The sequence below is a fragment of the Marinomonas pontica genome (assembly GCF_036322735.1).
Classification (GTDB): Bacteria; Pseudomonadota; Gammaproteobacteria; order Pseudomonadales; family Marinomonadaceae; genus Marinomonas; species Marinomonas pontica.
In genome coordinates, this window is the sequence record NZ_AP027271.1 from 2,701,042 (window position 1) to 2,725,393 (window position 24,352).

The following is a 24,352-nucleotide window of genomic DNA, read 5'->3' on the forward strand; positions in this document are numbered from 1 at the left end:
CGATGAATCCGACGTCCAACACACCATACCGAGTGGCGGTGATACCCGCCCGTGGCGGATCCCAACGCATTCCAAGAAAGAACATTCGCTTGCTGGCTGGCAAACCACTGATTGGCTACTCTATTGAAACCGCCATCGCCTCAGGGCTATTTGATCGAATCATAGTTTCTACGGATGACGTCGAGATTGCAGAAGTCGCCCGACAGTTCGGTGCCGAAACACCATTTTATCGTCCGGCTGATTTGGCCGATCACATGACGGGGACCACACCCGTGATGCAACACGCATTGCGCTGTCTTATCGATGAAGGCAAAACGCCCGACCAAGCCTGTTTGATTTACGCCACTTGCCCTATGTTGACCCCAGACGATTTACATCGTGGATTGGCACAACTGGATAACACCACTGCTTTTTGTTTTTCTGCCACGACGTTTGCTTTTCCCATTCAACGGGCGCTGCACATTCAAGAAAATGGCAAATTAGCGCCAATGTTTCCTGAGCACATTAGCAAGCGTTCACAAGATTTGGTAGAAGCGATTCACGATGCAGGGCAGTTTTATTGGGCGAGTACGCAAGACTGGTTTGATGAAGCGATCTTTGGCCCTAAATCCAAGCCATTGCTACTACCAAGGCATAGAATTCAGGACTTAGACACAGAAGAAGACTGGTTGCGTTTAACGCAAATCATGGCACTGCAAAATATGAATTAATGGTTCTGGCTACGCGGTTTGCTCCGTCACCATCCACCAAGCTGTGAGCTATCTTTTTGGCTTCTTGCTGCCATTCATTGTCCGCCCAACGACAACGCACTTCTTCAACTAACTGTGCAATTCGCGCTTGTCGGCTACCTTCTGGTGTATTATCAAAACGCACTGAACGACACCAACCTAGCGGCACATGTTGCTCTAAAGAGCGCGTTTGGTTGTCTGCCACTTGCGCAAAAACAGTCGGAACGCCCATGCACGCCAGTTCAAACAAGGTACCTCCAGCGGCAGAAATTGCCATCTTGGCTTGCTTCATTAACGGCCTGACATCCGCTAGCCCTTGCTCAAACGCAATGTTATTTTCAAGACAAAATTGAACAACCTGATCACCATGTTTGGCATTCGCACCCAGCAAGACCTGAATATATTTCGTAGGGAAATTGGACGCCAATAGGGTCTTTAAAATGGGCAAAGTTAATGCGAGAGGATCGGTTCCACCCAGAGTAATGAGCAAGTGTTCAGGGGAAGCATGGCTGTCATTCTGCTGTCGAAACGTCGGTCGTAACAACGCGTATCGGCTTCCTGTTAATGGGCATTCAACGTGTTTGGAATACGCTTGCTGCAAAGGGTTTAACAACCATTTGGTGGGAAACTCGCCCCTATCATTCATGTCATCCAACACCAACAAGTTTGACTGATGGGAATAAAGCTGCGCAATCAGATCCGCGTGGTAGCCATAATGATCCAAAACAACCACGTCCGCTTGTTCAGCCGCAGAAAAGAACTCAGTCTCATCATCAATAAAATAATCGTCAGGCGCAGCAAACGGCTGATAACGTCGATCAACAACAAACTGGCATTGCCAGCCTAATTCTTGAAAGGCGAAAATAAGGGCTTGGCAACGAACTCGGTGTCCCATGCCGATCTCGACAGAGGCATCGGCTCGTACCAGCAATTTCACGCCATCATTTCCCAAGCAAGAGGCTGACCTTTTTTCGCATCTGCCACTAATGTTTTACCTAATACGTCTGTCCAATGCTTAGGCGCAAGACCAAAGGAGGGACGAATGATTTTAAGGTGCTCTTCAGTCAATATGGTGCCAGCTGGCAAATCTACAGCCACATAAATAGAACGACGATATTTCTTCGCAGCTTGCTCGGCGTCTGAACCACCGTATGTCACCGTCCCCAATGCCGCTTTTGCTGCTCGACACGCCACCACCAGCGCCTTCATTTCGTCTGGTTCCATAGAGAATTCGGCGTCGACACCACCGGCATTACGGTCTAACACAAAGTGCTTTTCAATCACGGTCGCACCCAATGCGGTTGCCGCCACCGCGGCACCAAGTCCTTTGGTGTGATCAGATAAGCCGACTAAACAGCCCGTTTTTTCAGCCAAATCAGCCATGGTGAGCAAGTTAGAATCTTCGATTTTGGAAGGATAGGTACTGGTGCATTTGAGCAAAGTTAACGGGTTATCGCCAATGGCTCGAATGGTCGCGACGGCTTCCGCTATTTCGTCTTCGCTTGCCATGCCCGTCGACATAATAATCGGTTTGCCCGTGCGAGCCACCGCCTGAATCAGAGGTATGTCGGTCATTTCAAACGACGCAATTTTATACAAGGGCACATTAAGCGACTCTAAAAACGCCACAGCACTTAAATCAAACGGCGAACTGAACGCCACCAACCCCAAAGACTCCGCCAACTCGAACAAGGGCTGATGCCATTCCCATGGGGTCGATGCTTTGGCATACAGGTCATACAAATTCGAACCGCGCCAAAGACTGTCGTCTTCAGACACCATAAATTCACCGTGACGAATGTCCAGTGTCATGGTATCAGGCGTATAGGTTTGCAATTTGATCGCATCCACACCTGCGTCCGCCGCAGCGTGAATCATGGCTTTAGCGAGTTCAAAATCTTGATCATGGTTGCCCGATAATTCAGCAATAATAAACGGCGTTTGTTCGAACATAATTAACCATTGTAAAAAGTAATAAGGTGGTCATTCCCTTGGTCGACATACTCCGATGCTTGTTGAAGCATACTGGGCATTTCTTCCAGGAACTCACACCATGGGGTAAATAGATGACGCGCACGAGACACGGTGTCGGCTTCATCTTGATACTTAAATAAGAACTGCACAATCAAAAAAGCAGAGTACGTAAATGAACCGATTAAAAGGTCGTATATGTGTCGATGAACACTGCCTTTCAAAAAGTAAATTTGGCGATGATGCGACCAAAGCAAATCGCACACTTGTTCTCGTGTGACCACCGACTCATCCCAACCTTGCTGTAAGGTTCGGCTAATTTTTTGGAAGTCGTCCACAGAAATAAGCGCTTCTGTTGATTGCCCAACCAATGATTCTGGTGGCTCGGTAAAAAACGCGCTTTCTAATAAATCAATCACGTTAGCATGATCTATCTTAGGGTCCATGATCAAAACATCTTCCATTCGCAATGGCGTGACGCCTTCAATCTTCGCCCCATCAGACAAATTAAAGCTCGCGAAATTACGGCGCTGATTCAGTTGTCGCGTTAAGGATTCAAGCTGAACACGCGACGTATCCATAATGCCTGTTGCGTAAATAGTGCCGCCAAAATTGCCTTCTCTTTCCACCAAACTGGCTTTTTGGAAGGTTTGGAAACCGGTCTCTTTACCGTCTTTATAGTATCCACTGTGAACCGAGTGATGACTGCCTTTGTCTTTAAAACCATTGTCTACGCCAAGATAATAGACATTGTTGAAGCCAAACAAATGCACGTAGGACAAAGCCAAATTAGCTACCACAGGGTTGCAGTAGTTCAATTGTACGTATTCTTTGGTGTCGCCCTGCATGCGAGCTTGGTTCAGCATCAGTGAGGTGATCGCTTCTCCGGGTTTCATGGCCATACCCGAGCGTTTGAAACAATCAAATAGCCCAGGATGCATAACATTGACCGACAAGCCCCAAATTTTGTCCAAGTAGTCTTGATCTAAAAACTGGAATTTATCGACGGTTTGTTTCAACCGCTCAATATCAACGTGAATATCTGGGGTGACACCCAGTTTTTTTAGCGTGTTAATCGTTGAACCACAACAAATTAACAGCACTTGGTCACGTACTTCTTTTACCAGCTCAATACCTTGATCCAATGACGGGCCATTCCCTAAGATAAAAACAGGAATGTTTGTTACCCATTTTGGCAAGGCTTCACGACCTTGAAAGTGTGCTAACTTAGTTTTAGGCAACGATTTTAGGCCTTGAGCAATACCAATCAAGGCATCATCAAAGAACCCCCACCCCATCACTTGACGCGCGTAGTGTTTTTTAAAATAACTGACCGCCAAATCATTTTCAGGGCTGCTATAGCCAATGTGTAGATACGTTTCAGGCGCTAAGAAATAGCCATTCTCTTCTAATTGGCGAAGGTATTTCTCAGTAAACTCTTCAGGGCTAACCCCTAAGAAAAAGTGAATGGTGCGGCCATCGCGGTTACATTCTTCCAGAATGCTCTGCCATTCTATAGCGAACAAAGAGTAGTAGAAAAAATCCAAGTCGCATTCATATAAATACAAATGCTTCACCGCTCTCTGAGCCAATATCATTTCAAGCTGATAACCAAACTCAACCCCAAACAAAATGGCAGAACCTACAAATTCTGGCCAGCCTTCTTGAAGAGTCAGACCATCACTATGCTGTTCAGCTTGATCCAGAATTTTATTGCTGTAATGCACATGACGACTGGGATGATTGTCCGTACGCTCCAAGTTCAATACGGTTTTATTCGGCTTAGATAACGCACGTTTAACACGTTCAGCGGCTTGTTGACGGGGTGCAGTGGAGAATAGAGGCACCCCAACATCTTCACGGTATACGTTAAGCTCACCGCTTTCTTCCATGTAAATGTGGCGTTTTTTGGGTTGGTAATGTTGAAAGGATTCGTAGATGTGCGGCATGACGTGCGAAAATACCGTCATGTTACGAATGTATCGCTCCGTTAACTCTTGATCGTTTTCTCTGAGGCGTTTAGCACCTCTTTCAAACAGGGAAGCAAAAGCTTCGGCCTGATCAAGAGAGGATTGGTTGTCCTCATTTTGCATTTTTCACGCCTTTATACTTGCTCACACCCTTACGGGTTTTATTGGTTTGGTAAAGTTGCTTTTGCATTTCGGCATGCACATCACGAATTAGCTGAGTAGCCGTTTGATGTACCAGTATAAATTGCTTTATTTTTTCATTATCGGCCGCATTAGACTGCGGCACGATGGTATAAATAAAAGCACTATTGTCTTCGCATAATTGCTGTATTTGCTCTATGTCTTTGTCAATAATGCTTTGCTCTAACGCGTCACTCAACGTCGTCAAGTGTGACATATCGAGCATTAAACAGCTCCTACACGAGCTTCCATTTGGCCTTCATAAGCGGCTTGCTTATCAGCCGGTGAAATCTGATCCCACGCGCCTTTAATCTGCAAAATTAGACCCATAACTTGGTCTAATATGCCAGTGTCTTTGGCAATACTGGCTTCCGTAATACGTACGATCATGTACTCGTAAAGCGACTCAAGATTGTCCACGAGCTCCGGATTAACATCACGGTCTAGTGCATCTCTTAACGCATTGATGATCTCACTCGCGCGCGTTAACGCAGCGGCTTTTCCTTCCCAATCAGCGCGTTCGATACAACCTTTACCTAACGCCAGCTTTTCAAGCGCGCCTTGCATTAAGAGCTGAATGACGCGGTGAGGGTCAGCAGAGGCTAAATCGGACTTAATTGAGTCCTTTCTATAAGCTTGGATCCCTTTACTCTTGTACATAAACAACCCCATTAAAACGTGTAGACAATTTAAAACGTTTACATTTTCGCCAATACGGAGTTCAGATAACCGCCTTGCGCATTCATGTCTGCTAGGCGCGAATCCAAACTTGTAAACTTAGAACGTAAGGACGTTTCGTATTTAACCATGCGGTCTTCATACGCTTCTAACGTCCCCTCTGTACTATCTATCGACCGACGAACGGAATCCTTTAATGAATTTGTCATTCCACCGGATCCAGTATAGCTAGAAAGTAGGTTATTCAGCGATTCTGCTAAGCCATTTTCACCCGAAATCAGCGGCGCGATTTCACTGTAACCCCGTTTCATTGCCTCATTGAACTTACCACTGTTGAAGCTCAGCATCCCTTGGTTGTCCATTTTGACACCTAGATCAAAAATAGAGGTAAAGGTGCTGGTATTACCGTGGCTGGTCATTAATTGGGTCGACAACGAAGACTGTAAATTACGAACCATACTGTTGCCATTCAGTACCGCTCCTTTATCAGAACTTGTCTGCAATAGGCTGACTAAATCGTTATAAGACGCAATAAATTCTTCGATTGTGTCCTGCACGGTCTGTTGGTCAAAGCTGATATCGACTTTGGTCGTTTTATCGGTTTCAGACAAGGCTTCTATAGACAGACCAGCAACCGCCCCATCAAAAGTGTTGGTATCGTTTCGAATTTGAATGCCATCTACAGTGATAATAGCGTCTCTGGCTTGCTCACCCATCGGCGTGTACATGCCAGCAAACGCACCTTCTGTAGAAAGGCTGTCCAGCATAGATGTGGAGGTATTCGCTGCAATCGCTGTCGGATCGGCTTCTTGGTCTTCAAGGTCTTCTTCGACAGGGTCGTCTTCCGTCGTCTCTTCGACTATCGGCGTTTCGTTTGCATCCAGAGTATCTTCTTCTACTTCTGGTGCATCATCTTCTGGAATGGGGCCATCATTTGCGTAGTCAAATTCATCGCCAGGCAGATCTAACTCATCCGTTTCATCGACCGGAGTCTCTGGCTGCTCTTCTGGAACTACGTCTTCTTCGACAGGTAGATCTTCTTCAATTGGCTCGTCTTCAACTGGCGGTTCTTCTTCAGGCACAACAAGATTACCTTGTTCGTCTGTCACCACCGATGTATTGATGATTTTCAGCGTATTTCCTGAACCTTGAATCGAAGACGTGGCGGTAAAAAATAAATTACCATTACCATCATCGACTAGGTTAGCAGAGACACCAAAGTTGTCTTCAGACGTGTTGATAAGGTTGCGTAATTCAGAAAGGGTCGTGCCAGCCTTGACGTCCAAAGTAAACTCATGTTTACCGGCTTTAAACGTCAGTTCAGCATTTTTAGGGGTAACAACGTCGTCCGCAGACGAAAAAGTGCCTGGCGCAGACATAACACGGCTGCCTTTTGCTAATTGATTCACATCAATTGCATAAGATCCATTCGATGCCGTATTGTCCGTTGTTATTGCAATAGACTCTTCACCTTCTGGCTGAGCAATCTTTGCATCTCGCCCAGTAAAAAGTTCATCATCTTTAAGCGCCTCGACGGCGGATTTAAAGCTATCAATGGCAGAGCCAACTTTGCCTAATGCAGATAGCTCAGCTTCATAACCGTCAATTTTGTCTTGATAAAGTTTGACCTTAACGTCTTTTTGGGCGCTCACCATTTGTTTGACAAGGGATTCCAGATCCAAACCAGATCCAGCACCTAATGAGCCTACCGACATAACTTTATCTCCTGACGCTTAACAACATCTATAAACTAAATCAAACCTCACTATTTACCAAGGTTCCCTTGATATCGCTGAGTTGACTCATAATAGCATCAATTCTATCAGACATTTTCAGAAACTCTTCTGTTGGAATTTGGCGAACCACATCCCCTGTCGTCTGATCTAATACTTTGACAATATTTTGCTCTCTGTCTTCTGTCATTTCAAAGGTTAAATGCACATTTAATTGAGACATTTTTTGGTTCACTGTCTCCACATCACGTGGCTCAACTTTGGCAGAGGAATGAAAGGATTGAGCATTTCGGTTGTCTTTGTCAGCCCTGCTTGTATCGGCAGAATTTTGCACTACTTTAGCATTCGCTTGACGCAATGCAGCAAAATCCTCAGCAGCACGCTGCTCAGGCTTTAAAGAATAACCAAGGCCCTGTTTAGAAAAATCACTGGCATTGATTGACATATCAGAGTTCCTCCACATAGACAAAAGCCAGGGCTTAGCCCCAGCTTTCCGCTACCACTACTTCTTAGCCTAAAAGAGACAAAGCTGTTTGTGGACGTTGGTTTGCTTGTGCCAAGATTGATGAGCTTGCTTGTTGAAGGATTTGAGAGCTTGTTAGCTTCGCAGTTTCTTCAGCAAAGTCAGCATCACGTACACGAGCACGAGCAGACGATACGTTTTCAGTAATGTTACTTAAGTTACTGATTGTAGAACCAAAACGGTTTTGAATTGCACCCAACTCAGCACGCTTAGAGTCTACTGCAGAAATCATAGTGTCCAACACATCAATCATACTTTGCGCATTAGCAACAGTAGAAACAGACGCTGTTGATACATCAACCTGTGCAGTCGCCGCACTACTAGATAGACCAGACATTGTGAAACCACCGTTACCTGCGTAATCGATAGAGTTGTTCACGCCGCCATCCACTAGATTGAAGCTGATCGTTTGGTTTGAATCCGCACCTACTTGGAAAATACCGTTGTAAGTACCGTCCAGTAAGTTCTCGCCACCGAATGTAGTGTCAGAAGCGATACGGTTAATTTCTGTAGACAATTGGCTAAGGAACATACGAACAAGTAAGACAATTTTTAGCTGACATTCAGCTTGTGACAGTATTTCCTCAGAAGCGACATTTAATCACCACTTAACCCACTTGTAAGGTACTTCAAGCACCTTACAACCGTTATTTGGACGGATTAACCCCGTGCAGAACGTATCATCTGATCTACTCGTAACAAATTTCCAAGTGCAAACAGCACGGCGAGTTTGTTGTCATTTTTAGACAGGCCTTTGTAGACGACTTTGCGGAACCCAAACTGGCATTTCAGTATTCTAAACGGGTGCTCGACTTTCGCTCGGATACTCGCCTTTAAGTATTCCGTTCGGATCAGCTGCTTGTTGAGGCGGGGGTGCTTTTTCCAAGCACGTATCTTGCTGGGCATCTCAGCTACTAACCAATCGACATTCTTATCTTTTGTTTCTGTGCGCTTTTCTACGCCACGGTAGCCAGAGTCCGCCGATACAAATGACTCATTGCCATGAAGAAGTTCCGTCAACTGGTTTAAATCGTGATCATTGGCAGGCGTCGTGGTGAAGCTGTGAACTAACCCACGCTTTGCATCAACACCGATGTGAGCTTTCATGCCAAAGAACCATTGTTTTCCCTTTTGCGTTTGGTGCATTTCGGGATCGCGTGCATTAGATTTATTTTTGGTGGAACTTGCTGCCTCAATAATCGTCGCATCAACGATTGTCCCTTCTTTAAAGTAGGTGCCAGAATCAGACAGCCATTTGTTTACTTCTTTGAAGAGTTTACGACCCAGCTTATGCTTCTCAAGCAGGTGACGGAAATTCATGATGGTCGTGTGGTCTGGGATCGCACCTTCTAATGATAGGCCAGCAAACAGCCGCATAGAGGTGATCTCGTAAAGGGCATCTTCCATCGCTGGATCACTCATGTTGTACCAGTTCTGCATAAAGTGAATGCGCAGCATGGTAGCGAGAGGGTATGGACGCCGACCATTGCCAGCTTTTGGGTAAAACGGCTCAATCTGAGCTTCGAGCTGTAGCCATGGAATCAGCTCATTCATCCGACCAAGGAAGAGCTCTTTGCGAGTCTTGCGGCGTTTGCTGGTAAATTCGGTATCGGCGAAGGAAAGCTGATTCATGTCATTCGGTCTTGAGGTAATGGTCAGATCGGCATTGTCTCATATTGGGGACTTAATCGCAGTTTCCCTTACCATTTAAGCGAAACAACAGCAATTCAAGTCGGTTTTCTCCCACGAGCTGTGTACGTTGGTTAACAGTATCCAAAACTCCAGCCATAAACGCCTCCAAAATGTGTAAACATTAACTGAGGTATCACCTCAAAATTGTTAAAATGCATCATCCAATGATAAAGTGAATTCAAATTTTTTACTAACTATCTTATTTATCACGTCATAATAAACAAAGAGACCGAATCATGCGAACCATAAGGCTAAGTATAGCCTTCATTTTTCTACACGCGGGAATAACATTCGCTGCATCAACCGAAGAACAAATTAATCACTACATCAATCAGGTAGAGATCCCGCGGTTGTCAGAAATTTATCCAGATGCAAGCATTACCATTACATTAAACAACCTTGCTGCGCTCAACTACTTACCAAACTGTGAAAGCGGTCCAATTCAGATACAAAACCAACGCCCGGATGCTACGAAACGCACAAACTACGAAATAAGTTGCGAGCAACCAACATGGAAATCTTATATACCGGTCACCCAAAGCATCATGATTCCGGCCATAAAAACCATCATCCCTGTCAACCGAGGCCAAGTTATCAGCCCGTCTAACACCGATGTCGGCGAAGTGGATATATCAAACCTCAGAGGGCACATTTACACCAAAAAGAAGCCACCCTATGGCCTCATCGCGTCGCGTAACTTGCGCATCAACACCTTTATTACCGATGCCCTGACAACCCCACCAACCTTGGTTAAAAAAGGCGATTTGGTTCTCATTACCGCCAACAGTGGAAACATTATAGTAAGAATGAACGGTGTAGCTTTAGAAAACGGCATAAAAGGCCAACAAATACGAGTAAAAAACACCAGTTCTGAACGAATTATACACGCCAAAGTTGTAACTGACAGTGAGGTTCTTGTAAACTATTGAGTACAGAGTGATCGGCAAAATATAAATTCTTTTTCTGAGGCTTTATTACTAAAGTTTCGCTAGACCCAGCCGACAATATAGACAGGCAAATCACAAAAGGGCGGAAAACCCAATGGCAATACATTTTACAGGTCTATCAAATCAGAACCCGATAAGCAAAAGTGAGCGATCGCAAAAAGACGATGCTACTGGCAGTGCAACGGCAAAACAAAGCGGCGTTCAAAGTGGCGGCACTCTTGCGGAAGATACCGTAAAACTGAGCGGTACAGCACAAACACTACAAAGCCAGCAGTCCAAAATTAACAACTTACCTGATGTTGATATGGACAAAGTAGAGCAAATTAAAAACGCAATCGCGGCGGGCGAGTACAAAATAGACACTCAGAAGCTAGCGAATAATATGGCTTCTATGGATTCACTCTTCTAGACTGCTAACTCAATGCAGCTAGCACACGGTTTGTCCTATGATTCCTATCGCTCCAATATTCGTCAGAAGCAAAGAGATATTAGAACAGCTCTCTTCGCTTCTTGATGAAGAACGCACCGCATACGGTAAACAAGACAGCGAAGTCATCATCGACTTATCGGCTAAAAAACAAACCCTTCTTGATGAAATGAACCAACTTAATGAGAAAAGAGTCAATATTCTTATTAAATTTGACATCGTAGATCGCAAGAAACCCACCGAAGAAGCATTTAAAGACTGGCTGAGCTTACAAGATAGCTCAATGGACAATGTTCGCCTCTTAATGCAGGAATGTGAAGCGCTATTAAAAACCTGCAAAACCAAAAACAACACCAATGCACGCGTCCTCAATACCCTTCAAAAACGCAACAAACACCTTTTTGAATTACTCCAAGGTCACAGCAGCAAAAATAAGGTCTATACAGCCAGAGGGTCTACCCGCCCGATAAGCAGCAAACACACCTTAGGTCGAGCTTGAAAAAACCATAAAAATCAAAGCCATAGTTCGTTTGAATTTGTATTTATACACCAAATAATGTATAAAACTCTCTGAAAAATACGTCCTCATAGGTAAACAGGATATACCGGCCGCCTCCTAAGCAGCTATTCCAGGTTCGAGTCCTGGTGGGGACACCATATATCGCTCGCTCATTTTCACTCCAAAAAAAGAGCCTTTCGGCTCTCTTCAATATTTATAAACTCAGCAACGTATTATTCAGCTTCAACCACTTCGAAGCTATGTACGATCTTCACGCCACCTTTTTCTAACATAAGTGAAGCCGAGCAATACTCTTCAGCGGACAATTTGACGGCGCGCGCAACCACGCTTTCTTTTAGGTTGCGACCTGTAACAACAAAGTGAACACGAATCTCTGTAAAAACGGCAGGCACAGCATCCGCACGATCGGCATCAATTTGCGCCACACAAGACACGACATCTTGGCGAGATTTTTTCAAAATACCTACCACATCATAAGAGGTACAACCTCCTAAACCAGCAAGTATCAACTCCATAGGTCTCGGTCCAGCAACCTGATTACCGTCTATTTCTACTTTAAAACCAGAACCCGTTTCAGCCGTAAAGTGCACATCTTCTTGCCAACTAACATTCGTCTTCATATCTAAACCTTACCTATATTCTGTCATCCAAAAATTCATCGTTACTAGGATTGAAACAATTCCGCCAACTTTTCACCAGGATCATCAGCACGCATGAACGCCTCGCCCACCAAGAAGGCATGAATGCCTTTTTGACGCATCAATGCCACATCATCACGCGTATGAATACCACTTTCCGTTACAATCAGTCGATCAGAAGGCACACTTCCCATCAACTCAAAGGTGTGATCAAGGCTTAATTCAAACGTATGCAAGTCACGATTGTTGATACCAAATAGCTCTGTCTCGGTATACTCCAAAGCCAAATCCAACTCAGGACGGTTGTGAACCTCAACCAAAACATCCATTCCCAAGTCACGAGCCATTTGATCCAACTGGCGTAACTTATCACCACTCAAACAGGCCGCGATTAATAGGATACAGTCAGCCCCTATGGCTCTGGCTTCCAATACTTGGTATTCATCGACAATAAAATCTTTACGGATAACAGGCAATTTACACGCACTGCGCGCTTCCACCAAAAAATCTTCATGCCCTTTAAAAAAGTCACTGTCAGTCAATACAGACAAACACGCCGCGCCAGACCGTTCATAAGATCGAGCAATATCAGCAGGAATAAAAGGTTCACGCAAAATACCTTTACTCGGAGACGCCTGCTTAACTTCTGCGATAACAGCGGCTTTACCAATGGCAATCTGATGTCTCATCGCTTGAGCAAATCCTCGGGGCGCATTGTGCACATTGGCAACAGACGCAGCCACTTCTAAATTGCCATACGGTGTATGAGATTTGCGCTCAGCAATTTCTTCATACTTACGAGCCACAATTTTTTTTAAAATAGTCGGTGTTTCTACTTGCATTAGGTTACTGCTCCTATTTTCTACAGTGAGTCAGGGCTCATAAAACAACGTGTAAAACTGGCCAGTTCAGACATTTTAACTTTGGCTGTCCCGCCACCGATGACGTCTTCCGCAATGTTCACACCCTCAGCCAACGAATCGGCAATACCAGAAACATAAATGGCCGCACCGGCATTCAGTGCCACAATATCTCTAGCAGGGTTTATTTTTCCTTTACCCTCTAACGCCATTTTAACCAAAGCCAGGCTTTCAGAGGCATCGGACGCTTGAATCGTATCAATTGATTGAAGCGGAATACCAAAATCTTCAGGGGAAATCGTATATTCAAACACCTCGCCATTTTTTAGTTCCGCTACATACGTTGGTGCAGCAATGCTAATCTCGTCCAATCCATCTTGTGAATGAACCACCATCACATGCTCACTGCCTAAGGCTTTAAGCACCTCAGCAATAGGACGAACCCACTTCTGATGAAAAACCCCCATGACCTGCCGTTTCGCATTGGCCGGATTGGTGAGTGGGCCGAGTAAGTTAAAAATAGTGCGCGTCGCCATTTCTTTACGAGGCCCGACCGCATACTTCATCGCCGAGTGGTGATTCGGTGCAAACATGAATCCCAGACCAATCTCTTCTACGCATCGGCATACTTGTGCAGCATCAAGCCCAAGAAAAATCCCAGCTTGTTCAAGCACATCTGCGCTGCCCGATTTCGATGACACAGATCGCCCTCCATGCTTAGCCACTTTCCCGCCAGCAGAAGCCACAACAAACGCTGAAGCTGTCGAGACATTAAATAAGTTTCCACCATCGCCGCCAGTACCGCAGGTGTCGACCACATGTTCTAGGTCCAAATGCACTTTACTGGACAACTCTCTCATCACTTGTGCCGAAGCAGTTATTTCTTCAACGGTTTCGCCCTTCATGCGCAAACCAATTAAAAAACCGCCAATTTGAGCTGGTGTGGCTTTTCCTGTCATGATGTCATTCATCACTATTCGCATTTCGTCGCCGCTTAAATCTTGGCGCTCAACAACAGCAGCAATCGCTTTTTGAATATCCACCAGCCTCTCCTATCAGGTTAAATCTATCGTGTTAAAAAGTTGGCCAACAAAGCATGACCTGCTTCGGTTAAAATTGATTCAGGGTGAAACTGCACCCCTTCTACATTCCATGTTTTATGCCGAATTCCCATAATTTCGTCTTGCTCTCCTGCCGCATTATGGCTCCACGCCGTAACTTCTAGGCAGTCCGGTAACGCGTCCGCCGACACCACCAAGGAATGATAGCGCGTGGCCGTTTGGGGGTTCGGTAATCCATAAAACACAGAGGTATTTTGATGATAAATTAATGACGTTTTGCCATGCATAACATTTTTAGCACGAATCACCTCTGCGCCAAAGACCTGACCAATACTTTGATGGCCTAAGCAAATACCCAATATTGGAATTCGCCCGGCAAACGCCGCAATAGCAGGCATAGAAACACCCGCTTCATTTGGTGTACAAGGTCCCGGTGAAATAACCAAGTGCGATGGCGCAAGACGCTCTATCTCCTCGACACTAATTTCATCATTACGAAACACTCGCACATCCGCTCCCAACTCGCGGAAGTACTGTACAAGGTTGTAAGTGAAAGAATCATAATTATCTATCATCAATAACATAAAGAAGGGACACGCCTAATTAAAACAATATGGACCCATACCAATTCCGCCACTAAATAAGCACGGACACAAAAGCCGAAATGCAATGATGAGCAACAATCGACTGCATTTATTGTGCGCTAAATTCTACACTGTCAGGCACACCCTGTCTCGCCAGACCGTTATCCCGAGGCACTTAGGCTGGATACTTTTTTAGCCACAAAGTCATTAATTGACACATTTATACGTCAACCTTGTTTAATAATTTTGAAAACCCAGCATAAAATCTTATAAAAACAACACCTTGTTTGAAATCGAAGCGGTTATACCGCACACTAGAAAGCATGTTATCTTTACCGTCATTATTCTGTGTTTAAGGATGCTCTGTGCATAGTCAAGTCGCTGCTCTCATCGAAACTCTTATCCATGACGAACACTCTCCAGAGTCCGTTAATAAAGCCATTTCAGAGTTGACTCCTGACGATGTGGCGCTGGCCTTAGAATCCATTCCATTGGCTCAGCGTAAGCAAGCTTGGGCCAACATAAAACAAGCCAACCGACTCGACATTTTAGTAGAAATGCGTGGTGAATCCCGACAGCTATTGCTCAAAGAGTTGGACGATCCTGAGATTGAAACCTTATTTACTGACGTTGATGCCGAAGATCTATTAGAGATCACAGACTCGCTGCCAGATCGTCTTGTCGACATCGCGCTCAAACAAATGGACACCAAACAGCGTGAATACTACCAACAAGGTATTGTTTACGACGATGATGTTGTCGGTCGTTGGATTGATCACGAATTATTAATTGCCTCTCAATCCATTCGTACGTCCGAAGCCATGCGACTGCTTAAAAAGAGCACGCCAGATTACACAGACATGGTTTATCTGGTCAATCGCACTGGCCGCTGGGTTGGCTGCGTAAAATTCGACAAACTCTTTAAAGCCCAGGGTCATGAGCCGATTTCCAGTCTTATTGATGAGGACTGCTCTTTTATTCACGCCCACACAGAACTCACCAAAGCCGCAGAGCAATTAGAGCGCTCCGCCCTATCTGCTCTGCCTGTTGTCGACGACAACCACATCCTTTTAGGGCGATTCCATGCTGGCTTGGCCATGGAAACTTGGCGCTTAGAACATGAAGCTCAGCAAATGTCGACTGCCGGTCTAAACGAGGAATCCGACCTTTTTGCGCCAGTTAAACGCAGCGCTGCCACCCGTGGCATTTGGCTTGGTATCAATTTGCTCACCGCTTTTTTAGCCTCGGCTTTTATCGGCCTATTTGAAGCCACACTGCAACAAGTGGTCGCTCTTGCCGTACTCATGCCTGTGGTCGCCTCCATGGGCGGCATTGCCGGCAGCCAAACACTCACTCTGATTGTGCGTGGTTTAGCACTTGGCCAGATCACTCGCAGCAACTTGAAGTCGCTCTTAAGCAAAGAGCTAAAAGTCGGCGGACTCAACGGTATTTTATGGGCCATTGTGATCGGCGTAGTGACACTTTGGTGGTTTGAAAGCCCAATGTTAGGAGCCGTTATCGGCTTAGCCATCATCGTCAATATCATTATGGCGGCCCTTTCAGGCGTGCTGATTCCTGTTCTACTGGATAAGTTACGCATTGACCCAGCACTTTCTGGCTCGGTCATCCTGACAACCGTTACCGACATTGCAGGGTTTGTTGCCTTCTTGGGGTTAGGCACGCTATTGCTTTTGTAATGATGGCATAACGCCAAACACGCTTCACATTTACGACAAAGACATAGGAAAAGAGAACCAACAATGACTTGGGAAACGATGCAGCTCTATTTGGGCCTAGGCGACACAAAAATGCACTGGGTAGTCAGGGTATTTTTAGTTGTACTAGGGACACTATTGGTCAACTTTATCGCCACCCGCTTCCTAATGCGTGTTGACCGTCAGCTCGAAAAAACCAAAACACCATGGGACAATGTCTTAATTCATGCAGCTCAAAAGCCAATTGGGATGTTTATTTGGCTTGCTGGTTTAAGTGTTGCGGCGGAAATTTCCGGCACCGAATTAGACCCAGACTTCAGTTCGCTTATTCATGCCATCAGGGAAGTGGGTGTCATTGTCATTCTTACTTGGTTTGTTCTTCGATGCATATCGGAGAGCGAGCGCACCTTAACCAGCTCAGACAAAATAAACAACAATGTCGATTACACAACGGCCAGCGCAATCAGTAAACTATTGCGCGCTGCGGTGGTCATTACAGCCGCTTTAGTGGTGTTGCAAACATTAGGGTACAGCATCTCTGGAGTTTTGGCCTTTGGCGGTATCGGTGGTATTGCCGTTGGTTTCGCCGCAAAAGATTTACTGGCCAACTTCTTTGGTGGCTTGATGGTGTATTTAGACCGACCGTTTGCCATTGGTGATTGGGTTCGATCGCCGGATCAGAATATTGAAGGCACTGTTGAGCATATTGGCTGGCGTCAAACTCGCATCCGAACCTTTGATAAGCGTCCGCTTTATGTACCGAATTCGACGTTTTCTCTTATTTCAGTTGAAAACCCGTCGCGCATGACGCACCGCCGTATTAATGAAACCATTGGCGTTCGCTATGACGACTTCCGCCTATTGCCTACCATTTTGTCTGACATTAAAGAGATGGTAGCCAATCATGAAGACCTCGATACAAATGAAACCTACATGGTCAATTTTAATCAATTTGGCCCATCATCATTAGATTTCTTTATTTATGCCTATACCAAAACCGTGGACTGGCGAACCTATCACAACGTCAAACAAGACGTGCTCTTCCAAGCGATGCAGATCATTGAATCGCATGGTGCAGAAGTGGCTTTCCCAACTCACACCATACACATGGCCGCAGACAATCAAGCCTCTTTATCCGCAGAACCAAAGAGCGAGTAACCAAAAAGCGCCAAGTTCGATAAAACTTGGCGCTTTTTACATTACAACCAATACCATTCTCAACCCATGCCAATATCGATAACAGTGCGCTGTTTAGGCAAGCAACTCAGCTAGATCGTCGATTACCGCATCCGCACCTAGCGATTTCAAATCCACACCCTGATGATAACCATACGTCACCAAAGCACATTTAAAGCCTGCGTTTGTCGCGGCGTTAAAGTCTGTAATCGAATCGCCAATCATTAGACAATTTTCAGGCAATGCCTCGATGGATTCACTGCAATACAATAAAGGCATTGCAGAAGGTTTTTTCTCTTCTAACGTATCGCCACCCAACAACCAACCAAACTGTTCTGTCAGCTCAAAGTGATCCAACATAGGCTTCACAAACACACTTGGTTTATTGGTAATCAATGCCACCGGAACCCCATTGTGTTTGAAGGCTTTAAGCAAGGCTTTGACATTTGGATATAGGGTTGTGTCGTCCGTTAAATGAGCGTTGTAATGCATTAGGAAAATACGGTACGCCTCTTCCTGCTTAGCAGGATCAATATTGGCCCACGCTAATGCTTGCTCGATCAACTTAGCCGAGCCAAAACCTACCCAACCACGCACTCGATCTTCTCCAGCCACAGGGGATCCAAGCTTCGTCAAGAAAGCATCTACCGCACCCGCAATATCAGGAACGCTATCAACAAGTGTGCCATCGAGATCCAAACAAACAAGTTCCGGCCAACCATCAAACCATTTAGTGAAATACTTTGGCGTTTTCATTAACGCACACTCGCAAGTTCTTTACGCATGGCATCAATCACCGCTTTGTAATCTTCTTTGCCAAAAATGGCGGAGCCAGCAACAAAGGTGTCTGCACCAGCGCGCGCGATTTCCGCGATGTTCTTTTCACTTACCCCACCGTCCACTTCAAGACGAATGTCATAACCACTGGCATCGATTAATGCACGCGCTTCACGCACTTTGTCCAAAGTGCCAGGTATAAAAGATTGTCCACCAAACCCCGGGTTCACCGACATCAATAGCACCATGTCGACTTTATCCATCACATGCTTTAAATAGTGTAATGGCGTGGCCGGATTAAACACCAATCCTGCTTTACAGCCACCGTCTTTGATCATTTGCAAAGAGCGGTCAATGTGTTCGCTGGCTTCTGGGTGAAAAGTAATAATAGAAGCACCCGCTTCTATGAAATCACCAATCATACGATCAACCGGTTTCACCATAAGGTGTACATCAATATCGGCGGTCACGCCGTGTTTGCGTAATGCCTTGCAGACCATAGGCCCAATGGTTAAATTGGGGACATAATGATTATCCATCACATCAAAATGGATGATGTCGGCTCCTGCCGCCAATACAGTATCAACTTCTTCGCCTAATCGAGCAAAATCGGCAGAAAGGATAGAAGGGGCAATGATAAAATCATTCATATCTGACTCCAGCAGTGACACAATAAAGGTCTCATAGTGAAAATGTAGACCGCATTTTAACAAGACCTTTTAAAGAAGTATTGAAAACAATGAAGAAAATTACCCTACCGTTCACCATCATTGCACTTCTTTCCTTGAGCTCATTTTCTCTGTTGGCTGAAGAGTCTCAGCCCACATCCAGTGATACCAATTCACAAAGCACACCGCCCGAAAGCAACAACGAGTATGTTGTACCAAAACCGCAATTATCACGCATTGACGCCTTAAAATCGTCACTTACGCTGAGGCACCTTGATCATCAGATACAAACGCTGGATGCCAATGGAGAAACCTTTTTAACCCTCTACAGCCCGTCATTAACCAGCTCAACCCAAGGCTGTGTGATTTTACTGCACTCTGACAACGAACACCCAGACTGGCCTGATGCAATAGCGCCTTTGCGCGCAGCGCTTCCAAAATACAGTTGGTGCACCCTGTCTATAGAAGTTCCTGATATCATCAAGCGCGCTTCGCCAGTTCAAGTAAGCCTTGAAGACGCCGCCACAGAGACATCCCCCATCGAATTACCCAATCAAACATTGGTATTTGCTCGCATTCAAGCCGCCATAGAAAAAGCCAAAACAGAAGGAGTGGAGCAATTTGCCTTTCTAGGCTACAAGACCGGCGCCAGTTATGCCCTTGCTTTTTTAGCCAGTAATGCATCCGCTGGCAGCGCACTGGCACTCATTGATATTGAGCCAACGCCCAATCTATCGGAATACGAAACGGCACAACTGATTCGACAGATAACGCAACCAGTGCTGGATTACTACGTGAACAACGTGGGAAGCGAACAATTCGCAATGTGGCGAAAACAAGCCGCTAACCAGAGAGCAGAAAAAAAGGGAGACTACATTCAGCTAGACTCGATCCCAGACAGAGTAACGGGAAAAAACGGTAAACAACTTCTCATTCAACGCGTCCGAGGCTTTTTAAAACAAAACACCCGCCAAATTAATCAGCGTTCAGCATTACCCAGCGCAAAAAAAGGGCTTTTCTATGAAAGCCCCATTAGCAATTAAATACTTAGCTATCCCTTATTTGCGAGCGTTTTTAACCAACTCGTAAGCGGATTGAATTTCTTGCGTGCGTTCTTTTGCCAATTCAATCATCTCATCAGGAAGCCCCTGAGAACTTAGCTTATCAGGATGATTCTTACTCATTAAACGACGATAAGCTTTTTTGATATCCGCGTCACTCATGTCTGGCGTTACACCTAACGCCTCATACGCCGCCTTCAATAAATCTTTTGACCCTGCGCTGTTAGACGAGTAATCGGATGACGACTGATAACCCTGTCTAAAGTGCGCTTGCTGCTTCACTTGAATATGCAGGGCTTCAAATTCCGCCACAGACACACCAAGGTATGCACAAACCTGAGACACAAAAGATTTCTCTTCAACACTAAAGTGCCCATCTGCGTAGGCAGACACCAATAATATTTCCAATAAGGTTCGCGTTAGGTCACCCGGTCCTACTACGGTTTTGAAGGTATTTAACACCGTTGCAAGATCGAAGTTTTCCGATTTGCCTTCATTAAAAAGTTGCTTCGCTTGCGCTTGAGCTGCTGGAGACAGACGCAATCGTTGCATAACAGACTGCGCCAATTGAATCTCCGCTTCCGACACCTGACCATCAGATTTCGCTAAGCGTCCCATCAACAAAAATAAGGTACGGAAAAAGGTTTCTTGCTGAAGACGGATTGTTGCGCCGTTTCGAATAGCGCTAAAACCACCGCCCTTCTGCGCTCTATCAATCACGCCACCTACAATAAAACCAAGCAAGCCGCCAAATAAACCCGCCAAAATATAACCCAAAATGGCGCAAACAATTTTCCACATAAAGATATTTCTCCAGAATCGGTAGCCCCTATAGGCCTGCTTAGATTATCATTTGTCTTAACACGTGGACCCGCTTATGGGCAGTATCCGATTTCGGACAATAATTATTGGTAACAAGTATACCCTGCATGGTTAAGCATTTACGCACCTACGCCTTATTTTTTCAAAGTCTTTTCATTTTGCCACTTGCGCACGCGGAAGTAGAGCAATGGGATTGGGCGCCAAGAGAATCCTTGACGACGGAGCAGCAATCACAGCTGAGTCGATATTGTCAGGGAGCCTATATCAACAACTGGACAGCAACCGACGTAAAAGGCACAAAGCTGAGCGCCGACCTTATCGTGCGAGATAAGAGCGGAGTTATTCACCTTGAAGGCGCAGCAGAAATCGTCCAACCTCAATCGGCGTTAACGGCCAGTAACATTGAAGGCATTCCTGACGAATATTATCGTGCCAACGGCAATGTTACACTGCGTGGCGACAACCAATTAATACGCAGCTCCGATGCTTACATTTCAAATAACGGCAATGGAACAACCGAATTCAATGATGCCATCTTACTCAATCATCAATCAGGTACTCGTGTTTCAGCCAAATCGCTATCGAATGATCAAGATGGCGTCGTCTTCATTGAAGAAGGTTTCTTTACCACGTGTGAGCCAACCCAAGAAAGCTGGAAGCTGTACGGAAGTTCGATTGAATTAGACACCAAAAGCGGATTCGGGACAGCAAAACACGTGCAAATACGCATTGCTGACATACCCGTTTTTTACTTTCCCTGGTTGCGTTTTCCACTTGATAACACGCGACAAACTGGTTTCTTGTTTCCGAACTTCGGCTACTCTGGCTCTGATGGGGTCAGCTTTTCCGCTCCATTTTATTGGAATATTGCGCCGAACTATGACGCCACCATCACGCCTCAGTACATTCAAAGAAAAGGCGAAGGATTCGATTTAGAAATTCGCCATATCAGCGAATATGGCAAAACCACTTACGAGCAATCTACCTTTTCAGACAATGACGAAGGTGAGCAAACCCTATTAAAATTAACGTCCACACAAAACCTTAATGACTACTTTAGTGCCGGTCTGATACTTGAAGCCAACCCAACTGACAACAAGTTTCCAGAAGCCAACAGCACCTCGATTGGCGAAAAAGACCATTATCAACGCAGCCTGTACTTTGCATTCAACAATGGCAACTTTCTCAATAAAGTAACGTATTTAACCTATCAGACACCGGACGACACCGTCGATCAACCGTTTGAATGGTTACCACGCATTGACAGCTCTTATCATATGGCGGCGTCTTTCCTGGATTATAACGTCGATGTTCAATACACCGATTTCTATGATCCAGCCGAGGACGACTTTGATGGCGAACGTGTCGTCGTCAATCAAAATGTGGCGTTGGATTTCAGTAATGAATGGGGAAAATTTAGCCCTGGGATTTTGACTCAATACCGAGACTACAATCTGCACGATTACACCACGGACAGTGACAGCAGCACTTCAGTGGGTCATTTATCGAGCTATATCGACTCATCGCTGTTATTTGAACGACGTTTTAGCAATGACGATGAACACATATGGCGACAAACACTCGAGCCTCGTCTTAGCTATCTCAATGCCCCTTTCGAGTATCAAAATCTCATTCCCGATTTTGATAGCAGCGAACCGACCATGACCTATTCTCAGGCATTCAGTCACACTCGCTTTAATGGCAGTGACCGTATTGGCGACACAGAACAAGTCACGCTGGGTTTGGAAAGTCGTCTATATGATGAAAACAATAATGAAAAATGGGCGTTTAAAGCCGGCCAAGTCTTCTATTTAAAAGATCGTTATGTTGGTATTGATGGCGACTCAGACACAGACACACCAGTTGATGATACAAAACACAGCGACCTGTTAACGTCTGCAGATTACTATGGCAACCGATACAGCTTAACCGCCAATTTGAACTACAGCTTAGACGATCAAAATGTCAATTTGGCGCAACTCGTTGCTGACCTCAAGCCAACTGACGATATAAAGATAAACTTAAGCTATCTATATTCGATCAATAATTCAGATTCAGACGACGATGCCAAGCAAGCCAGTATTGGCAGCATCTTTCCTCTGAATCAAAATTGGTCAATGTATACGCAGTATACGTATGACTTCATCAGACAGGACTCCACCAAAGAGATCGTAGGTTTGGGTTATGAGAACTGCTGTATCAAGGTGTCATTAAGCTATCAAGACTGGCTAAACGATGATAATGAATACGATCGTGGCGTCTTTTTACAATTTATTTTACGTAGTTTAAGCAGTGCTGGTCGCGCCAACAGCGAAGACAATATTGCCAATAGCTACTGGAACCAAGGAAAAGTTGGATATTAATCATGAAGTTATCTTTTTTCTCTTTTATGCTGTTTGCACTTATACCACTGCATTCTCTGCACGCAGCACCAACAAAGATCGATGGTATTTCAGCGATCGTTGACTCCAAACCCATCTTAGAAAGTGACATTCAAAACCGCTTTCAAATTGTTAAGGATCGTGTTCCAGGCGGCATCATGACGGATAACATTCACCGTCAGATCCAAAACCAAATGATCGATGAAGCACTCCAAGTCAACTACGCGCGCAAAGTAGGCATGCGAGCATCCAGTTCAGATGTGGACAACGCCATTCTTGGTGTGGCTAAAAACATGAACCTGGATTTACAAGGTTTAAAAACGGTTTTAGCCAGCAAGGGGATTGACTACAACCGTTACCGAGCTCAAATAGAACAAGAAATTTTGATCAACAACATCAAGCGTGAAATCATCAAAAAGCGCATTGTGATTTCCGATCAAGAAGTAGACGACTATCTTAGCTCCAGCACCAGCATCACCAAAGAAAAGGAGCAAGTCCATCTAAGACACTTGTTAATCAGGGCAACAGACCCCGAACAAGCCAAAATAAAAATGGACGCGATTGCAGACAATATCCAAACAGAAAACGATTTTATTCAACAAGCAATTGAAAACTCCGATGGGCAATTTGCCATTGAAGGTGGCGACTTAGGCTGGCGCCCATTAAACCAATTACCGCCACTTTTTGTACGCGCTATCGAAACCGAAAAAGGCCCATTGATTGGCCCATTGCAAAGTAATGCAGGTTTTCACTTATTATGGTTAATTGAAAAACGTTCACCCGATGTCACCCTGCAGCAGCAAACCAAAACCAGACACATTTTGGTTCGAGCTAATGAAATTAGAGACATGGCACAAACCAAAGAGTTTGCTGATGACATCTACAAAAAACTGCAAAATGGTGCCGATTTTGCCCAACTTGCAAAAGAAAATAGCGAAGACCAAGGCTCTACGTTACAAGGTGGTGATTTGGGCTGGGTGACGCCTGGCACCATGGTGCCAGAATTTGAAGACATGATGGACAAAACCGCGATTGGCCAAATAAGCAAACCATTCCGCACACAATTTGGATGGCATATTTTGCAAGTTGAAGGTCGACGTGAAGCTGACATCAGCGACAAGGTAAAACGCAGCAACGCTGAACGCGCTCTAACGGCTCAGAAACAAGACATAGTACTGGGCAATTGGCTTGATGAATTGCGCGCCGATGCGTTTATTGATATTAAAAAGTAAGGGTACAA

Annotated in this window: 24 protein-coding genes, 1 tRNA gene and 1 pseudogene; 10 read left to right on the forward strand and 16 right to left on the reverse strand. The window is 45.1% G+C overall.

The window, feature by feature from the left end; genetic code table 11:
• The first annotated feature begins 2 nt into the window (after positions 1–2).
• On the forward strand, positions 3–710 hold the full coding sequence (gene pseF, locus AABA11_RS12725) for a pseudaminic acid cytidylyltransferase (protein ID WP_338268497.1): 708 nt from the start codon (positions 3–5) through the stop codon (positions 708–710).
• On the opposite strand, the gene AABA11_RS12730 is transcribed toward pseF, so the two are convergent.
• The 9 genes and pseudogenes from AABA11_RS12730 to AABA11_RS12770 form a co-directional block, all read right to left on the reverse strand.
• Entirely contained in the window at positions 685–1,665 is a 981-nt protein-coding gene (locus tag AABA11_RS12730) for a PseG/SpsG family protein (RefSeq protein ID WP_338268499.1), read from the reverse strand. The genes pseF and AABA11_RS12730 overlap by 26 nt on opposite strands.
• Entirely contained in the window at positions 1,662–2,681 is a 1,020-nt protein-coding gene (gene pseI / locus AABA11_RS12735; protein WP_265729933.1) for a pseudaminic acid synthase, read from the reverse strand. Before pseI ends, AABA11_RS12730 begins: the two co-directional genes overlap by 4 nt.
• Positions 2,682–2,683: 2 nt before the next feature.
• On the reverse strand, positions 2,684–4,792 hold the full coding sequence (locus tag AABA11_RS12740; RefSeq protein ID WP_338268501.1) for a motility associated factor glycosyltransferase family protein: 2,109 nt from the start codon (positions 4,790–4,792) through the stop codon (positions 2,684–2,686).
• Positions 4,782–5,075, reverse strand: a complete 294-nt coding sequence (locus AABA11_RS12745) for a hypothetical protein (RefSeq protein WP_265729931.1) — start codon at positions 5,073–5,075, stop codon at positions 4,782–4,784. Before AABA11_RS12745 ends, AABA11_RS12740 begins: the two co-directional genes overlap by 11 nt.
• On the reverse strand, positions 5,075–5,509 hold the full coding sequence (fliS, locus tag AABA11_RS12750; protein WP_265729930.1) for a flagellar export chaperone FliS: 435 nt from the start codon (positions 5,507–5,509) through the stop codon (positions 5,075–5,077). The genes AABA11_RS12745 and fliS overlap by 1 nt, the downstream gene beginning before the upstream one ends.
• A gap of 38 nt (positions 5,510–5,547) precedes the next feature.
• A complete protein-coding gene (gene fliD / locus AABA11_RS12755) occupies positions 5,548–7,242 on the reverse strand; it encodes a flagellar filament capping protein FliD (RefSeq protein WP_338268503.1) in 1,695 nt (564 codons plus the stop codon).
• Between the two features lie 40 nt (positions 7,243–7,282).
• Entirely contained in the window at positions 7,283–7,705 is a 423-nt protein-coding gene (locus tag AABA11_RS12760; protein ID WP_265729928.1) for a flagellar protein FlaG, read from the reverse strand.
• A 64-nt stretch (positions 7,706–7,769) separates the two neighbouring features.
• Positions 7,770–8,300, reverse strand: a pseudogene (locus tag AABA11_RS12765) (flagellin); the annotation flags it as partial.
• A gap of 143 nt (positions 8,301–8,443) precedes the next feature.
• Positions 8,444–9,415, reverse strand: coding sequence for an IS5 family transposase (locus AABA11_RS12770; protein WP_067038543.1), 972 nt, complete (start codon positions 9,413–9,415; stop codon positions 8,444–8,446).
• Between the two features lie 296 nt (positions 9,416–9,711).
• On the opposite strand from AABA11_RS12770, the gene flgA reads away from it, so the two are divergent.
• The 4 genes from flgA to AABA11_RS12790 all read left to right on the forward strand — a co-directional run bounded on the left by flgA (position 9,712) and on the right by AABA11_RS12790 (position 11,506).
• Positions 9,712–10,404, forward strand: a complete 693-nt coding sequence (flgA, locus tag AABA11_RS12775; RefSeq protein ID WP_338268507.1) for a flagellar basal body P-ring formation chaperone FlgA — start codon at positions 9,712–9,714, stop codon at positions 10,402–10,404.
• A gap of 112 nt (positions 10,405–10,516) precedes the next feature.
• Positions 10,517–10,831 (forward strand): flagellar biosynthesis anti-sigma factor FlgM, encoded by a 315-nt coding sequence (gene flgM / locus AABA11_RS12780; protein WP_265729912.1) that lies wholly within the window; start codon positions 10,517–10,519, stop codon positions 10,829–10,831.
• Between the two features lie 37 nt (positions 10,832–10,868).
• Positions 10,869–11,348 carry a flagella synthesis protein FlgN gene (locus AABA11_RS12785; RefSeq protein ID WP_265729911.1) on the forward strand — a complete coding sequence of 160 codons (480 nt, stop codon included), beginning with the start codon at positions 10,869–10,871 and terminating at the stop codon, positions 11,346–11,348.
• Between the two features lie 82 nt (positions 11,349–11,430).
• A tRNA-Arg gene (locus AABA11_RS12790) sits at positions 11,431–11,506 on the forward strand.
• Between the two features lie 75 nt (positions 11,507–11,581).
• On the opposite strand, the gene AABA11_RS12795 is transcribed toward AABA11_RS12790, so the two are convergent.
• The 4 genes from AABA11_RS12795 to AABA11_RS12810 are packed head-to-tail and all read right to left on the reverse strand — an operon-like array spanning position 11,582 to position 14,512.
• Entirely contained in the window at positions 11,582–11,989 is a 408-nt protein-coding gene (locus AABA11_RS12795; RefSeq protein ID WP_338268509.1) for an OsmC family protein, read from the reverse strand.
• Between the two features lie 44 nt (positions 11,990–12,033).
• Positions 12,034–12,849, reverse strand: coding sequence for an indole-3-glycerol phosphate synthase TrpC (trpC, locus tag AABA11_RS12800; protein WP_338268510.1), 816 nt, complete (start codon positions 12,847–12,849; stop codon positions 12,034–12,036).
• Between the two features lie 20 nt (positions 12,850–12,869).
• Positions 12,870–13,910, reverse strand: coding sequence for an anthranilate phosphoribosyltransferase (trpD, locus tag AABA11_RS12805; protein ID WP_265729908.1), 1,041 nt, complete (start codon positions 13,908–13,910; stop codon positions 12,870–12,872).
• A gap of 23 nt (positions 13,911–13,933) precedes the next feature.
• A complete protein-coding gene (locus tag AABA11_RS12810) occupies positions 13,934–14,512 on the reverse strand; it encodes an anthranilate synthase component II (protein WP_338268513.1) in 579 nt (192 codons plus the stop codon).
• A gap of 365 nt (positions 14,513–14,877) precedes the next feature.
• On the opposite strand from AABA11_RS12810, the gene AABA11_RS12815 reads away from it, so the two are divergent.
• Together AABA11_RS12815 and AABA11_RS12820 are read left to right on the forward strand one after the other, a co-directional pair.
• Positions 14,878–16,209 carry a magnesium transporter gene (locus AABA11_RS12815; RefSeq protein ID WP_338268515.1) on the forward strand — a complete coding sequence of 444 codons (1,332 nt, stop codon included), beginning with the start codon at positions 14,878–14,880 and terminating at the stop codon, positions 16,207–16,209.
• Positions 16,210–16,272: 63 nt separating this feature from the next.
• Positions 16,273–17,385, forward strand: a complete 1,113-nt coding sequence (locus AABA11_RS12820) for a mechanosensitive ion channel family protein (RefSeq protein ID WP_265729905.1) — start codon at positions 16,273–16,275, stop codon at positions 17,383–17,385.
• Positions 17,386–17,478: 93 nt separating this feature from the next.
• On the opposite strand, the gene AABA11_RS12825 is transcribed toward AABA11_RS12820, so the two are convergent.
• The gene (locus tag AABA11_RS12825) at positions 17,479–18,159 is read right to left on the reverse strand and encodes a phosphoglycolate phosphatase (RefSeq protein ID WP_338268518.1); all 681 of its coding nucleotides are present in this window, start codon (positions 18,157–18,159) and stop codon (positions 17,479–17,481) included.
• Entirely contained in the window at positions 18,159–18,830 is a 672-nt protein-coding gene (rpe, locus tag AABA11_RS12830) for a ribulose-phosphate 3-epimerase (protein WP_338268520.1), read from the reverse strand. The genes AABA11_RS12825 and rpe overlap by 1 nt, the downstream gene beginning before the upstream one ends.
• A gap of 89 nt (positions 18,831–18,919) precedes the next feature.
• Here rpe and AABA11_RS12835 point away from each other — a divergent pair, with 89 nt between their 5' ends.
• Positions 18,920–19,891, forward strand: coding sequence for a DUF3530 family protein (locus AABA11_RS12835; RefSeq protein ID WP_338268522.1), 972 nt, complete (start codon positions 18,920–18,922; stop codon positions 19,889–19,891).
• Between the two features lie 15 nt (positions 19,892–19,906).
• On the opposite strand, the gene djlA is transcribed toward AABA11_RS12835, so the two are convergent.
• Positions 19,907–20,710 carry a co-chaperone DjlA gene (gene djlA / locus AABA11_RS12840; RefSeq protein ID WP_338268524.1) on the reverse strand — a complete coding sequence of 268 codons (804 nt, stop codon included), beginning with the start codon at positions 20,708–20,710 and terminating at the stop codon, positions 19,907–19,909.
• Positions 20,711–20,838: 128 nt separating this feature from the next.
• Here djlA and AABA11_RS12845 point away from each other — a divergent pair, with 128 nt between their 5' ends.
• Complete coding sequence (locus AABA11_RS12845; RefSeq protein WP_338268525.1) at positions 20,839–23,094, forward strand: LPS-assembly protein LptD; 2,256 nt, start codon at positions 20,839–20,841, stop codon at positions 23,092–23,094.
• Between the two features lie 2 nt (positions 23,095–23,096).
• Positions 23,097–24,344: a peptidylprolyl isomerase gene (locus AABA11_RS12850; protein WP_338268526.1), complete on the forward strand. Its 1,248-nt coding sequence runs from the start codon at positions 23,097–23,099 to the stop codon at positions 24,342–24,344.
• Positions 24,345–24,352 lie beyond the last annotated feature (8 nt).

Coding starts and splice junctions, on each gene's coding strand:
- pseF (WP_338268497.1), top strand. CDS start 3: ATGAATCCGACGTCCAACACACCATACCGAGTGGCGGTGATACCCGCC.
- pseI (WP_265729933.1), bottom strand. CDS start 2,681: ATGTTCGAACAAACGCCGTTTATTATTGCTGAATTATCGGGCAACCAT.
- AABA11_RS12740 (WP_338268501.1), bottom strand. CDS start 4,792: ATGCAAAATGAGGACAACCAATCCTCTCTTGATCAGGCCGAAGCTTTT.
- AABA11_RS12745 (WP_265729931.1), bottom strand. CDS start 5,075: ATGCTCGATATGTCACACTTGACGACGTTGAGTGACGCGTTAGAGCAA.
- fliS (WP_265729930.1), bottom strand. CDS start 5,509: ATGTACAAGAGTAAAGGGATCCAAGCTTATAGAAAGGACTCAATTAAG.
- fliD (WP_338268503.1), bottom strand. CDS start 7,242: ATGTCGGTAGGCTCATTAGGTGCTGGATCTGGTTTGGATCTGGAATCC.
- AABA11_RS12760 (WP_265729928.1), bottom strand. CDS start 7,705: ATGTCAATCAATGCCAGTGATTTTTCTAAACAGGGCCTTGGTTATTCT.
- AABA11_RS12770 (WP_067038543.1), bottom strand. CDS start 9,415: ATGAATCAGCTTTCCTTCGCCGATACCGAATTTACCAGCAAACGCCGC.
- flgA (WP_338268507.1), top strand. CDS start 9,712: ATGCGAACCATAAGGCTAAGTATAGCCTTCATTTTTCTACACGCGGGA.
- flgM (WP_265729912.1), top strand. CDS start 10,517: ATGGCAATACATTTTACAGGTCTATCAAATCAGAACCCGATAAGCAAA.
- AABA11_RS12785 (WP_265729911.1), top strand. CDS start 10,869: ATGATTCCTATCGCTCCAATATTCGTCAGAAGCAAAGAGATATTAGAA.
- AABA11_RS12795 (WP_338268509.1), bottom strand. CDS start 11,989: ATGAAGACGAATGTTAGTTGGCAAGAAGATGTGCACTTTACGGCTGAA.
- trpC (WP_338268510.1), bottom strand. CDS start 12,849: ATGCAAGTAGAAACACCGACTATTTTAAAAAAAATTGTGGCTCGTAAG.
- AABA11_RS12810 (WP_338268513.1), bottom strand. CDS start 14,512: ATGTTATTGATGATAGATAATTATGATTCTTTCACTTACAACCTTGTA.
- AABA11_RS12820 (WP_265729905.1), top strand. CDS start 16,273: ATGACTTGGGAAACGATGCAGCTCTATTTGGGCCTAGGCGACACAAAA.
- AABA11_RS12825 (WP_338268518.1), bottom strand. CDS start 18,159: ATGAAAACGCCAAAGTATTTCACTAAATGGTTTGATGGTTGGCCGGAA.
- rpe (WP_338268520.1), bottom strand. CDS start 18,830: ATGAATGATTTTATCATTGCCCCTTCTATCCTTTCTGCCGATTTTGCT.
- AABA11_RS12835 (WP_338268522.1), top strand. CDS start 18,920: ATGAAGAAAATTACCCTACCGTTCACCATCATTGCACTTCTTTCCTTG.
- djlA (WP_338268524.1), bottom strand. CDS start 20,710: ATGTGGAAAATTGTTTGCGCCATTTTGGGTTATATTTTGGCGGGTTTA.
- AABA11_RS12845 (WP_338268525.1), top strand. CDS start 20,839: ATGGTTAAGCATTTACGCACCTACGCCTTATTTTTTCAAAGTCTTTTC.
- AABA11_RS12850 (WP_338268526.1), top strand. CDS start 23,097: ATGAAGTTATCTTTTTTCTCTTTTATGCTGTTTGCACTTATACCACTG.